Source organism: Streptomyces sp. NPDC002926, from assembly GCF_053591755.1.
Genome location: NZ_JBSFUK010000005.1, coordinates 264124 through 277132 on the forward strand (window position 1 = coordinate 264124; position 13009 = coordinate 277132).

Annotated in this window: 12 protein-coding genes; 8 read left to right on the top strand and 4 right to left on the bottom strand. The window is 70.0% G+C overall.

Annotated features, from left to right (window positions below):
- Positions 1–8: 8 nt before the first annotated feature.
- A complete protein-coding gene (locus tag ACWDZ6_RS12785; protein ID WP_451502844.1) occupies positions 9–989 on the bottom strand; it encodes an LPXTG cell wall anchor domain-containing protein in 981 nt (326 codons plus the stop codon).
- 394 nt (positions 990–1383) lie between these two features.
- Between ACWDZ6_RS12785 and ACWDZ6_RS12790 the strand changes: the two genes are divergently transcribed.
- Positions 1384–1815, top strand: coding sequence for a hypothetical protein (locus ACWDZ6_RS12790; protein ID WP_451502845.1), 432 nt, complete (start codon positions 1384–1386; stop codon positions 1813–1815).
- 579 nt (positions 1816–2394) lie between these two features.
- Here the strand turns inward: ACWDZ6_RS12790 and ACWDZ6_RS12795 are convergent.
- Positions 2395–2676 carry a chorismate mutase gene (locus ACWDZ6_RS12795; RefSeq protein WP_451502846.1) on the bottom strand — a complete coding sequence of 94 codons (282 nt, stop codon included), beginning with the start codon at positions 2674–2676 and terminating at the stop codon, positions 2395–2397.
- A gap of 309 nt (positions 2677–2985) precedes the next feature.
- Here ACWDZ6_RS12795 and guaA point away from each other — a divergent pair, with 309 nt between their 5' ends.
- On the top strand, positions 2986–4581 hold the full coding sequence (gene guaA / locus ACWDZ6_RS12800) for a glutamine-hydrolyzing GMP synthase (protein WP_366730025.1): 1596 nt from the start codon (positions 2986–2988) through the stop codon (positions 4579–4581).
- 33 nt (positions 4582–4614) lie between these two features.
- On the opposite strand, the gene ACWDZ6_RS12805 is transcribed toward guaA, so the two are convergent.
- Positions 4615–5103 (bottom strand): cupin domain-containing protein, encoded by a 489-nt coding sequence (locus tag ACWDZ6_RS12805; RefSeq protein ID WP_451502847.1) that lies wholly within the window; start codon positions 5101–5103, stop codon positions 4615–4617.
- A gap of 78 nt (positions 5104–5181) precedes the next feature.
- Between ACWDZ6_RS12805 and ACWDZ6_RS12810 the strand changes: the two genes are divergently transcribed.
- From ACWDZ6_RS12810 to ACWDZ6_RS12820, 3 genes are all read left to right on the top strand, one after another.
- A complete protein-coding gene (locus tag ACWDZ6_RS12810; protein ID WP_451502848.1) occupies positions 5182–5970 on the top strand; it encodes a class II aldolase/adducin family protein in 789 nt (262 codons plus the stop codon).
- A 136-nt stretch (positions 5971–6106) separates the two neighbouring features.
- Positions 6107–7348: a hypothetical protein gene (locus ACWDZ6_RS12815; protein ID WP_451502849.1), complete on the top strand. Its 1242-nt coding sequence runs from the start codon at positions 6107–6109 to the stop codon at positions 7346–7348.
- Positions 7349–7511: 163 nt separating this feature from the next.
- Complete coding sequence (locus ACWDZ6_RS12820) at positions 7512–8033, top strand: DoxX family protein (RefSeq protein ID WP_389174262.1); 522 nt, start codon at positions 7512–7514, stop codon at positions 8031–8033.
- Between the two features lie 168 nt (positions 8034–8201).
- Here ACWDZ6_RS12820 and ACWDZ6_RS12825 read toward each other — a convergent pair whose 3' ends face one another.
- On the bottom strand, positions 8202–9518 hold the full coding sequence (locus ACWDZ6_RS12825; protein WP_451502850.1) for a PspC domain-containing protein: 1317 nt from the start codon (positions 9516–9518) through the stop codon (positions 8202–8204).
- A gap of 140 nt (positions 9519–9658) precedes the next feature.
- Here ACWDZ6_RS12825 and ACWDZ6_RS12830 point away from each other — a divergent pair, with 140 nt between their 5' ends.
- The 3 genes from ACWDZ6_RS12830 (at position 9659) to ACWDZ6_RS12840 (ending at position 12967) form a co-directional block, all read left to right on the top strand.
- Positions 9659–10960 (top strand): PspC domain-containing protein, encoded by a 1302-nt coding sequence (locus tag ACWDZ6_RS12830; RefSeq protein ID WP_451502851.1) that lies wholly within the window; start codon positions 9659–9661, stop codon positions 10958–10960.
- Positions 10957–11652 (top strand): response regulator transcription factor, encoded by a 696-nt coding sequence (locus tag ACWDZ6_RS12835; RefSeq protein ID WP_366730032.1) that lies wholly within the window; start codon positions 10957–10959, stop codon positions 11650–11652. The genes ACWDZ6_RS12830 and ACWDZ6_RS12835 overlap by 4 nt, the downstream gene beginning before the upstream one ends.
- 70 nt (positions 11653–11722) lie before the next feature.
- Positions 11723–12967: an alpha/beta hydrolase gene (locus ACWDZ6_RS12840; protein ID WP_451502852.1), complete on the top strand. Its 1245-nt coding sequence runs from the start codon at positions 11723–11725 to the stop codon at positions 12965–12967.
- The last annotated feature ends 42 nt before the right edge of the window (positions 12968–13009 follow it).

A 13009-nucleotide genomic window follows, 5' to 3' on the forward strand; every position in this document is an offset into this window, starting at 1 on the left:
GCCTGGTGTTACGCGGTGGCGTCGCCGCTGCGGCGGCGCTTCATCGCGAAGACGACACCGGCACCGGCGACGATGGCGATGCCACCGGCGATGCCGAAGGTCGGCAGCATGGAGCTGGAACCGGTCTCGGCGAGGTTGCCGGTGACCGGGATCTCCTTGGCGCCACCCTGCGGCTTGACGTCCTTCGGCTTCTCACCGCTCGGCTTGGCGTCATCGACGTCACCCGCGTTGCTGCCGGCCTTGAGAACGTCGAACTCGTAGTAGTCGCTGTCCTCGAAGCACTCGTCGCCCTTGTCGTAACCGCCGGCGGCAAGAGCGATGCCCTTGCCCGCAGGGGCCGCCTTGTCGATGCGAACGCGCAGCTTGATCGAGCGGTTCTCGGCCTTCTTGAGGTCGATCACGTCGAAGTAGAAGCCGTTGTTCATGCCGGAGAGGTTGCCGCCCGCGTGCCACTCACCGGACGACTTGTCGAAGTACTCGAAGTGCGCGTACTTCTCGATCAGGCGGTCCTGGTCGCCCTCGATCAGGTCGTCCTCGTACGAGGCGAAGGTGAAGAGACCGAAGTTCTCGATCTTCTCCTTGCTGTTGTTCTTGACGTCGAGGCTGAACTTCTTCCAGCCGTCGCCCGCGACGATCTTGTTCGGGAAGCCGGAGAGCTTCACGTCGACCGCGGAGGCCTTGCACTCGAAGTCCGGGTCCTCGTCGCCCTCGCCCGGCTCGCTCGGCGTGGCCGCCGGGGTGCTCGGGGTGTTCGGGGTGGTGGCCGTGGCGCTCGGCGCGGTCGCCGGGATGCTCGGCGTGGTGGCCGGGGCGCTCGGCGTGTTCGCCGGGGCGTCCGGCGTGGTCGCCGCGTTGCTCGGGTCGACCGAGTCGCTCGGCGAGGCGGCCGGCGACGACTCGGTGGTGAGCGGGGTTTCCGTCGCGAACGCGGCCGGAGCCGACAGGAGCGCGGCGGGGGCTATGACAGCGGTCGCTGCAGCGACGGCCATAGCGCGGCGAAGCTTCATGAAGACCTCAGTGAAGTCTGGCGTACCGCGTGACGCGGTACGGAGTCTGGAGGGCCTACCGGGGTGGGGGTACACGGGTGTGGCCGTTGTTTCGCATGCATGACCCACGAATGGCTGGAATGGTTGCCCTGAGATTCACAGAAACTTTATGTGGCCCCCGTCACAGGCAACTCCCGTCCGGCGGCGAGGGCGTTCATCCCGACTGAGGCCGGGCGAGCCCGACGCGTTACCCGGCCGACCCACCTGAGGGGTGACGCGCCCGACGAGTTCGCCGACCTGAGGCTCGTCGTCATTCCGTGATCTACGGCCGCGCAACCTTCCCCCTCGGCTCCTGGTCGAACCTGCGCCAACCAGTGACGACAGGAGAACGAACAAAGTGAACCCTCGCTCGCGAGCGACGCCGGGAGCCGCGTGCCTGCTCACGGTGGTCATGGCTCTGGGTGCGGCCGCCTGTTCGGGCGGGGGCGCGAAGGATGCGTCGCCGCCCGCCAAGACCACGGTGTCCCCGTCCGCGTCCGCGTCATCCACCACGTCGCCGTCCCCGTCGGTCTCCACCTCGGCGCCGGCTTCCGTGCTGCCCGCTCCTTCACGTACGGCCGTGTCCAAGGAAAGGACGCAGAGCACCCGTACAGCGACGCCGCGGCGTACGAAGGAGAGCGGTGCCGGGCAACCCGCCCCGTCCAGGCCGCAGAACCCCAACCGGGGCTCCAACCCGCCGCCCGCGCCCGGCCTCCCCGTCCCCACGCCCGAGTGGAGCGACGGCACCTGGAAGCCCGGCGATCCGGTCGTGGTCGTTCCCGGAGGCTGAGGCGCAGAACACGGCGAAGGCTGAGGCGCAGCACGTTGCGCTTGCGCGCAGAGCAGAGGCCCCGCGGATGCATGATCCGCGGGGCCCCTGGTGGTCAGCACCGACGTCAGGGCAGCGCCGGTGCCGAGGTGCGGCGCCCGGGGGGGTAGCGCCGCGTGGGGAGGGTCGCCGACCCGGCGCACTTGGGGCGCACGAGTGGTATCGACCTTTGGCAATGTGGTTGCGCAGAAACGGGGACGACTTGTCTTGCATCGTGCTGGACGGGCTGCGGCCTGCGCAACCGTTTCGACCGGATGCGGTCGGCCCCGGGCGTCCCCGGAGCCGACCGCCCTTGGGGTGACCGGGCTGCTGTCCCCTGCCGACCGGTCACGGGCGCTGGGGCGAGGTCCCACGACGTACCAGCGGCACGTCACACGCCCCAGCGGAGCCACGCGTGGTTTTTCCTTCCTGGCCCGCCCCTGGCTGGCACGGACATCGGTACCAACGAAGCCCCGGTGCGTGCGGTCACGCGCCGTACGGGTGAGGACGCGCCCGAACTCAGGTCCGTAAGCGGATGCCTGCGCAGGTTCGGACACGGCCTCAGATCCGGCCCCGGCAGAGCTCGAGCAGCGTCATCGCGAGCGCCGTTCCCGGCTTTCCGAGCGCGTCGCGGAAATGGCCGAGAACCTCCATTTCGCGCGACAGATTCACCCGGCGGCCGCCGGAGGAGACCCGGGCCTCCTGAATGACGGCCGAGACGGCCATCCGTTCCTGGATGAGTCCGATGATCCGGTCGTCGAGCGCGTCGATGCGGCCGCGCGCGTCGCCGATGAGGGAGGCGGCCTCGTCGGTACGGGCTCCGGTGTCGGTCGTGACGGTCATGCGGGGCTCCTTGTCGGGGTCGGTGCCCCAGAGCGGCAAGGCCCGGAAATGACAGAACGCCCCGGGCCTTGTCGGCCCGGGGCGCCTGGGAAGTTGCTTGTCAGTGGCTCAAGCAGCACGACCATGGCAGCCGGACGGGCCGGTGCCATAGGTAAAGACGGAGGTCAGCTGCTTGTGCATGGGTGAAGTATGGACCTCGCGCCGACCGCTGCCAAAACCGGGTTCGGATGGTGAGACGAAAAGCGGTCCGGCCGCGCCGGTAGAATCGACAAATACCGACCCCCTCCCACCGCCGGAAGGCCGCCACCCGTGCCAGCAGCACCCTCCGCCGCCCCCGACAGCAACGCCCCGGACGTCGTCCTCGTTGTTGACTTCGGCGCGCAGTACGCACAGCTCATCGCCCGCCGCGTCCGTGAGGCCCGGGTCTACAGCGAGATCGTCCCGTCCACGATGCCCGTGGCCGAGATGCTGGCCAAGAACCCGAAGGCGATCATCCTCTCCGGCGGCCCGTCCTCCGTGTACGCGGAAGGCGCCCCGCGGCTCGACCGCGCGCTCTTCGAGGCCGGTGTCCCCGTCTTCGGTATGTGCTACGGCTTCCAGCTGATGGCGACGATGCTCGGTGGCACCGTCGACAACACGGGAGCGCGTGAGTACGGCCGTACGCCGCTGCACGTCTCCAAGACCGGCTCGACGCTCTTCGAGGGCACCCCGGCCGAGCAGCCGGTGTGGATGTCGCACGGCGACGCCTGCTCCGCCGCCCCCGAGGGCTTCACGGTCACCGCGTCCACCGACGTGGTGCCGGTCGCGGCCTTCGAGAACGACGAGAAGAAGCTGTACGGCGTCCAGCACCACCCCGAGGTGATGCACTCGACGTACGGCCAGCAGGTCCTGGAGCACTTCCTCTACCGTGGCGCCGGCATCGAGCCGAACTGGACCACCGGCAATGTCATCGAGGAGCAGGTCGCGGCGATCCGCGCGCAGGTCGGCACCAAGCGCGCCATCTGCGGTCTGTCCGGCGGCGTGGACTCCGCGGTCGCCGCCGCACTCGTGCAGAAGGCCATCGGCTCCCAGCTGACCTGCGTGTACGTCGACCACGGCCTGATGCGCAAGGGTGAGACGGAGCAGGTCGAGAAGGACTTCGTCGCGGCGACCGGCGTGCAGCTGAAGGTCGTCGAGGCCGCCGACCGCTTCCTCGACGCTCTCGCCGGGGTCTCCGACCCCGAGGAGAAGCGGAAGATCATCGGCCGCGAGTTCATCCGGGTCTTCGAGCAGGCGCAGGCCGAGATCATCGCCGAGGCCGCGCATGGCGAGGACGTCGCCTTCCTCGTGCAGGGCACGCTCTACCCGGACGTGGTCGAGTCCGGCGGCGGCACCGGCACCGCCAACATCAAGTCCCACCACAACGTCGGCGGGCTTCCGGAAGACCTCGAGTTCGAGCTCGTCGAGCCCCTGCGCAAGCTGTTCAAGGACGAGGTACGGATGGTCGGCCAGGAGCTCGGCCTGCCGGACGAGATCGTCCAGCGCCAGCCCTTCCCGGGCCCGGGCCTCGGCATCCGTATCGTCGGCGAGGTCACCAAGGACCGCCTCGACCTGCTGCGCGACGCGGACGCGATCGCCCGCGAGGAGCTCACGGCGGCCGGCCTGGACCGCGACATCTGGCAGTGCCCGGTGGTGCTGCTCGCGGACGTGCGCTCCGTGGGCGTCCAGGGCGACGGCCGCACCTACGGCCACCCGATCGTGCTCCGTCCCGTCTCGTCGGAGGACGCGATGACGGCGGACTGGACGCGGATGCCGTACGACGTGCTGGCCAGGATCTCGACGCGGATCACCAACGAGGTCGCGGACGTCAACCGCGTGGTGCTGGATGTGACCTCCAAGCCGCCGGGCACCATCGAGTGGGAGTAGCCCCCTCCGCAGGGCCGACGGCGACGCCGCCGCTCACCTTGTGTGAGCGGCGGCGTCGCCGTTTCCGGGGCGGCTGCGGACCTGGGAAGGCTCCAGCTCGAAGTCCTCGTAGTGGAAGCCCGGCGCGACGATGCAGGTGACCAGGACCGGTTCGTCGCCCGCAGGTTCAGCGGCCTGCCAGGTGCCGGCCGGGACCAGGAGCTGTGGCCGTTCGCCGGACTCCAGCGAGGGGCCCAGCACCAGCGTCGTTGCCTCGGAGGGCTTCTCGTCCGTGCCGCCGAGGCGCAGACGCAGCGGGCCGCCGCGGTGCCACAGCCAGAGTTCGTCGGAGCGTACGCGGTGCCAGCGCGAGCCCTCGCCGGGGTGGAGCAGGAAGTAGATGCCGGTCGCGTACGGGCGCGGGCCGGGGTAGCCCGGCGGGGTCGTCGAGCCCGCCGTCCTCCAGGTCTCCTTGAACCAGCCGCCCTCGATGTGCTTTTCCAGGCCCAGAAGGGAAACCAGTGGGGATGTCGGTTCGGTCATGGGCGCATTCTCGCGGAAGCCGTGCGAGGCGCGTGAAGTCTCTGGTCAGTTGAGGTACCCGGAGGTAGCTTCCCAGCCATGACTGAGACGCCCGCTCCCATCCCGGTCGAGCAGCTGCGATTCGCCATGCCGCCCGTGCATGAGTCCGTGGCGGACGAGCGGGCGTACCGGAAGGAGCGGCTCGCCGGGGCGCTGCGGCTGTTCGGGCGTTTCGGGTACGAGGACGGGGTGTCCGGTCATATCACCGCACGGGACCCGGAGTTCACCGACTGCTTCTGGGTGAATCCGTTCGGCGTGCCGTTCGCGCATGTCACGGCCGGCGATCTGATCCTCGTGAACGGGGAGGGGCAGGTCGTGGTGGGCCGGCACCACGTCAATCAGGCCGCTTTCGCCGTGCACGCCCAGGTGCACCGCGCCCGGCCCGAGATCATCGCCGTCGCGCACACCCACTCCCTGCACGGGCGGGCCCTGTCCGCGCTCGGTGAGCTCATCGAGCCGTTCACACAGGAAGCCTGCGCTTTCTACGAGGACCACGCCCTGGTCGACCGCTACACCGGAGTGGTCGTCGACGAGGAGGAGGGGCGGCGGATCGCCGGCGCCCTCGGTGCGTACAAGGCCGTCATCCTGCGCAACCACGGGCTCCTGACCGTGGGCGACTCGGTGGACGCGGCGGCCTGGTGGTTCATCTCCATGGAGCGCTGCGCGCAGGTTCAGCTCGCGGCGCGGGCCGCGGGCAAGCCGGTGCTGATCGAGCACAGGGACGCGGTCGCGACGCGCGAGCAGCTCGGCACCGATCTGGTCGCATGGATCAACTACCAGCCCATGTGGCGGCAGATCAGCCGGTCCGAACCCGGCCTCGTGGAATAGGCGCGGTCAACCGGGCAGTGGCGCATTCACCCGCCGTGGCCTCGGGCGCTGCGGCGTGCTCCCCTTCCGTACGGCACAATTCCCAGCAATCAAGGGGAAGTTCAGTCGGTTCGGGGCGGGGAAGGTGGCGTCGGTCGTGGCGGTGCAGGAAGCGGGACAGTGCGGCGAATGTACGCACGGGGCGCGCGAAGGGCATCGGCGGGCAGTGGCAGCCTTCCTCGCCAAACGGGACGAGCTGGCCACCGGGCAGGGACTGCCGGTCGCTCTCTCGCACTCTTCGGTCGCCTCGCGCCAGTGGGTGTCGGACGAGCTGACGCAATCGGCGCGCACGGTCGCCGATCGCAGCCGTGAGGTGGGCGAGGCCTGGCTCCGACTGGTCTGGTGCCGCACCCTGCTGGTCTTATGGGGCGGCCTCGCGGTCCTGGCGCTGGGGCAGACGGTGACCGCGATCGGCGCGGGCTGGACGGCTGCGCGTACGGCAGGTCTGCTGGCCGCGCTCGCCGTCGCCGGGCTGCTGACCGGCGCGGCACGCCTGCACCGGTCGCGCGGCGGGCTTCTCGCGCCGCTGATCGGCGAGGACAACCGCCTGTCGACCTCGCGCGCCGTCGCCATGGCATGGGTGCTGCTCGTCGTGTTCGCGGTCCTTGTGCTGGCCCTCCAGCTGGCGTTCGCCTCGACCGCGGCCCACCGGGACAAGCTGATCGAAGGGCTCGGTCTCGCCCGTGGCGCCGGCGTGCTCTCCGTCCTCGCGCTCGTGTGCGCGATCGCCGTCGTCGTACGCCGCGTGGTCGCCGTACGCGTCCTCGGCAAGCGGCTCCAGAAGGTGCGCGCCGACCGCCCGAGGCCGGCCGATCTGCTCTGCGACGACGCCGGCCGCGGCAGCTTCGCGGATGTGCAGTACACGCTGGTGAGTGCCGCCGCGGCGGTCTTCGCGCTGGTTCGGCTGGCCCGCCGGCCCGAGCAGCTGCCCGATCTGCCGTGGGGGCTCGCGCTGCTGGTCGCGGTCTCGGCGATGACGTACTTCGCAGCGAAGCACGCGGAAGGAGGACGGCCCGTTGTGTTCTCGGTCGTCCGGGCCCGCGAGGCCGGGGACCTGGACGGCCCGATCCGTACCGGCGACGACATCGAGATCCGCGGCGCTTGCTTCGTACCGCCGGGTGCCGCGGCTCCTGACCGGTTGGCCCGGATGGTCGTCCGTATCGGCGCCGTCCATGTCCATGTCCCGCTGATCCCGGTGTCGGGCGGCTTCGCCAACCCGACCGACACCGTGCTCATCGTGCCGGTCCCGGCGGAGGTCGAGCCCGGGCGGGTGGATGTTCAGGTGGTGACGGCATCGGGCGCGGAGAGCAATCGCTGCGTCATCGACGTGACCGACTGACGTCCGGGACTCCCGTCGGGGACTCACGTGACGGGAGTGACGGCTGAGGTGACGACCTACGCCGGACCGGGTGTTGTCACAGAGTGCGCCGCATGCCTGGTGAGCCGCGCGGCTTCGTCGTACGTATGGTCAGTTGACGGGTCAACCGAAGGCGGGACCAGGAATGACACACACGTACAGCACGACAGCGGCCTACGGAACGGTCGACGGAGGGCAGGGCGGCTGGAAGGAGCGGGCGAGCCACTACGCCCTCCTGCCGCTGAGGCTCTTCCTCGGCGTGACATTCATCTATGCGGGCATCGACAAGCTCACGGACAGCCAGTTCATGGCGGCGAGCGGAGCCGGTTCCGTCGGCGACATCATGCGCAGCGTGCGCGACACCTCCGCCGTGCCCGCCCTTGTCGACCTGGCGCTCAAGAACCCCGAGGGCTTCGGTTACGCCATCGCCTTCGGTGAGCTCGCCGTCGGAATCGGCACTCTCGTCGGACTGCTGACCCGGCTGGCCGCGCTCGGCGGGGCGCTCATCTCGCTGAGCCTGTGGCTGACCGTGAGCTGGCAGACGAAGCCGTACTACTACGGCAATGACCTCGCCTATCTGATGGCCTGGCTGCCGCTGGTGCTCGCCGGCGCTGCGGTGTTCTCGCTCGACGCGCTGCTGGCCAAACGGCGGCGCCGGATGCCGTAGTACATCAGGCTCACCGCCCCGGCCAGGAACAGACCGCCGAAGACGACCGGGAACACCACATAGAACGGTGTCTGCCAGGAGCCGGCCGCATCGCCCGCGTACAGCAGCGCTGCGGCCAGCACGGCGAGACCCGCGACCAGTTTGCCGGGCCGGAAATCATGCCGGAGTTCACGACGCGGCACGGGTTACCTCCACCTGTCCGATGCCCACTTCCAGACGTAGATCCAGCGTGCCGGACGGCTTCGCGCCGACGGGCGCCGGCAGCGTCTTCTGCCGTTGCTGATCGGGCGAGACGTCGATGTCGTTCGGGGCGTCGCCGGGCAGACGGACATCGCCGATGCCCGCCTCGGCCCGCAGCTGCACCGTCGCGTTCTTCGGTACGACCACCCTGAGCCGACCCGCCGCGACCTCGGCCTTCGTCGAAACCGTCCGGCCCGCCGGGACGGTGAGAGAGGACAGGTCGAGCGTCGCGTCTCCCGAGCCGAGCTCGTACCGCGGCTGGACTGCGGCGACCGAGGCCGGCTTCCACTCCGTACGTATCCACTCGGTGGTGATGTCCTTGGGCAGCGCGGCCGCTCCCGCCAGCAGCACCGCCGTGATCACCGTCATCATGATCGTGCCGAAGCCGGTTCGGCCGAACAGCGAGCTGACCAGCAGACCCAGCCCGAACACCGCCAGCGCGCAGACGAGTCCGATCTGCAGGCTCGTGCCCAGCGGCCGGCTGTCCCAGCTGCTCCCGGTGCCGATGCCGCCCGCGAGGAGCGCGAGAAGGAAGACGGTGCCGCCGATTCCGCGCGGCCCGCGCGCATAGGAGGCAGCCGCGGTCCTACGGGGCCGGCGCGTCGCGCCGGCCTCCGCCACCGCGCTCTCCGGACCCCACAGATAGCCGGTCGGCACCGGCCCTGTCGTGCCGTCCTTGACGATCGGGTCCCGCCACCACGAGGGCTTGTCGGTCACGGGCGGCGCTTTCGTCTCGGGTGGCGCCTCGGCCACCGCGTGCGCCGTCGCCGGGTCCAGCGGTACGCCGTCGGGCGCGGTGAGACGGCGGCGCTGCGACCACACGGCAGCGCCGGCCACCGCGAGGGAGAGCAGCGCGGCGAAGGCGAGCGTCCCGCCGTTGCTCAGCATCGAGAGGAACAGCCCGCAGCCGATGAGAGCGAGGAGTACGGCGGTGAGGGAAGCGCCGTCGACCCGGCCGGACAGCAGCCGGCGCACCTCGTTCTCCTCCTCGTCCTCGGACGGGATCAGCAGCCAGGCGAAGCCGTAGAAGATCAGGCCGACGCCGCCGGTCACGGAGAGCACTCCGATGACGATCCGGAATATCACCGGGTCGATGTCGAAGTACCGGCCGAGCCCGCCGCAGACGCCGGCCACGACTTTCTGGCGGGGCGTGCGGCGCAACTGCTGCGCCTCGGGCGGCGCCACAGCGGGCTGCGCCTCCGGCCGCGTGCCATGCGCCGCCGGTGGTGGGGTCGGCTGATTCATATGTCCATGGTGACGGGCGCCGCGCTGTGATGGCACCCACGCCGACCCTGGCCCTTCCCTGATATCGCGGGCGGCTCTCAGGGTCGGTTTAAGGGACGCCCCTGATACCGCGGCCTGTCCTTGCATGTGACGATCGGGGCATGCCAGTCGCCGCGCCCCGACCCGTCGGTCCCTCCCGCGCCCCCGTGCCGGAGGAGCAGCCGCTGCGCAAGCTGTACCGCAGTGCCGACGGCCGGATGCTCGGCGGCGTGGCGCGCGGGCTGGCCGGGCATCTGGGACTGCCCGTCATCTGGGTACGACTGGTCTTCCTCGGCCTCTTCATGGCCGACGGCCTCGGCGTGCTGCTGTACGCCGTCTTCTGGATCGTCGTACCGCTCGGCGTCGGCGGCAGGACCCCCGAGCCGCGCTCCGTCTTCGAGACCACGCCCGACGGCCGGCGCCGGCTGCGCAAGCCCGACAAGGGCCAGGTTTTCGCGACGATCGCGTTGATGATCGGCGCCGCGATCTTCGTCGGCAATGTCGAGATGGGCAGCAGCGCGAACCGTTATGTCGGGCCGATACTGATGATCGGTGCCGGTGTGGTGCTGGTGTGGCGCCAGGCGGACAACGCCCGCCGCGCACGCTGGGCCACCCTGTCGACGGGCAGCCGGCGCCGCCGGCGGCTGCAGCTGGGCCGGGCACTCGCCGGTGTGGCGCTGGTCGGTATGGGCCTGACCGTCTTCATGGTGGTCCGCGGCTCGGCGGCCCAGCTCGGCAACGTACTGACCGCCGCGATCGCCGTCATCGCCGGTGTCGCTCTGCTCGCGGGGCCGTGGCTGGTGCGGATGACGCAGGACCTCTCGGAGGAACGGACCATGCGCATCCGGGCCCAGGAGCGTGCCGAAGTCGCGGCCCACGTCCATGACTCCGTACTGCACACCCTCACCCTGATCCAGCGGAACGCCGACGACGGCGGCGAAGTGCGCCGTCTCGCCCGCGCCCAGGAGCGCGAGCTGCGGAACTGGCTCTACAAGCCGGGGGGCACCGGGAAGGACGAGGGCGAGGAGCCGGACACGCTCGCCGAGGCGGTGAAGAAGGCCGCCGCCGAGGTGGAGGACAAGCACGGGGTCCCGCTGGAGGTCGTGGTCGTCGGCGACTGCCCCCTCGACGAGAAACTGTCCGCACAGATGCAGGCCGCGCGTGAGGCGATGGTCAATGCGGCCAAGTACGGTGGCGAGGGGGGCGCGGTCCAGGTCTACGCGGAGGTCGAGGGCCGGACGGTCTTCGTGTCCGTGCGGGACAGGGGACCCGGATTCGATCCGGATGCGGTGCCCCAGGACCGGATGGGCGTAAGAGAATCGATCATCGGCCGGATGCAGCGCCACGGCGGAACGGCGCGACTGCGCTCGGTTCCCGGCGGAGGCACCGAGGTCGAGCTGGAGATGGAGAGGGCGGGCGAATGACCGAGACCGAGGCTGCTGGAGAGACCACCGAGCGGCGTGTACGGGTCGTGCTCGTCGACGACCACCGGATGTTCCGTACCGGAGTGCAGGCCGAGATCGGCCAGACCGACCGCACCGGCGTCGAGGTGGTCGGCGAGGCCGCCGATGTCGACCAGGCCGTCAACGTGATCACGGCGACCCGTCCCGAGGTCGTCCTGCTGGATGTGCATCTGCCGGGCGGCGGCGGGGTGGAGGTGCTGCGCCGCTGCGCCTCGCTGATGGGGGCCACGGAGAATCCCGTCCGGTTCCTGGCGCTGTCCGTGTCCGACGCGGCCGAGGACGTCATCGGGGTGATCCGGGGCGGTGCCCGCGGCTATGTCACCAAGACGATCACGGGCACGGATCTGGTCGACTCGGTCTTCCGGGTGCAGGAGGGCGACGCGGTTTTCTCCCCGCGGCTCGCGGGCTTCGTGCTCGACGCGTTCGCCTCGACGGACGCACCACCGGTGGACGAGGACCTCGATCGGCTTACTCAGCGGGAACGGGAAGTGCTGCGGCTGATCGCGCGGGGTTACGCGTACAAGGAAATCGCGAAGCAGCTGTTCATCTCGGTGAAGACGGTGGAGTCGCACGTATCGGCCGTGCTGCGGAAACTTCAGCTCTCCAATCGGCACGAACTGACCCGATGGGCGACCGCCCGACGCCTGGTCTAAGGTCCGTTGTGAGGTAACCGGTACATAGCCGGGCAACCAGATGTGCCGAGTTCACCTCTTGTTTTGCGTGATGAATTTGACGGGGAACACCTTCTTCGTGATCACGATCGTGTTGGTCGTGATCGCCGTCCTGCTGCCGTTGCTGCTGTGGAGCCGGCTGCGCGGTCCCGCTCTGGTGCGGGGCGCCGGTCGGTTGTTCATGGTGCTCTTCGCGCAGGCCACCGCCGTGCTCTTGGTCTTCGTGGCGGTGAACAACGCCAATGGCCTCTACGACAGCTGGGACGATCTGCTCGGCACGACCGACCATGTCGACTCGGCGATCGACCTCGGCCCGAGCGGCACGGGCGGCAGACAGATTTCCTCGCTGCCCAAGGTTCCCCTGAAGTTCGCGAAGGTCAACGACCCTCAGCTCGGCAGTGGCTTGCTGCGCACCTCGCTCAAGGGCTCCATATCGGGTGTGCAGGGTGAGGTCTACGTCTGGCTGCCGCCGCAGTACAACGACCCCGCGTACCGCAACAAGAAGTTCCCGGCCGTCGAGGTGCTCTCCGGCTTCCCCGGCTCGTCGAAGAGCTGGTTCAGGGCGCTGAAGTTCCAGAGCAAGGTCCAGCCGCTGATCGAGTCGGGCAAGGTCGCGCCCTTCATCCTGGTCTCGCCGCGGACCATGCTGCTCGGCAAGTCCGACGCCGGGTACGCGAACATACCGGGTGAGGTCAACGCGGACAGCTGGCTGAGCGTCGACGTACGCAAGGTGGTCACCGACAACTTCCGGGTCTCCCCCAACCCGGAGAACTGGGCCATCGCGGGCTACTCGGCGGGCGGGCACGGCGCGGCCAAGCTGGCCCTGGCCCACCCCGACCGCTTCAGCGCGGCCGTCAGCTTCTCCGGGTACAACGATCCGGCCGTCGAGCGCGGCTCGCTGACGGGCGCCGACCCGAAGCTGCGGCGCGAGAACGACGTCCTGAACATCCTGAAGTCGGCGAAGACGCCGCCACGTGTGTCGCTGCTGGCGATGGGCGAGGGCGCGGACGGCTACGAGCCGGGGCTCGCCCTGAGGCGGGCGTCCAAGGCGCCGACGCTGGTGGAAGTACGGCAGACGTGGGGCGGGCATCTGCCGGAGGTGTGGAGCAGGGAGCTGCCCTACGCGTTCAAGTGGCTGACGCGGCAGATGCGGCCGCAGCACCAGGGCGGCGTGGACGGCGGGACGCCTGCGGACGGGGGAGGGCCCAGCGTCGGCGGGGTGTCCCACGAGGCCCAGGACGGTCAGAGGTCCTCCGACGGCCAGGCGGCAGCCGCCGGCGGTGGGCTGCTGGAGTGACAGCGTGGCCTCTGGAGTGACTGCGGTGACCTCCGGAGTGAC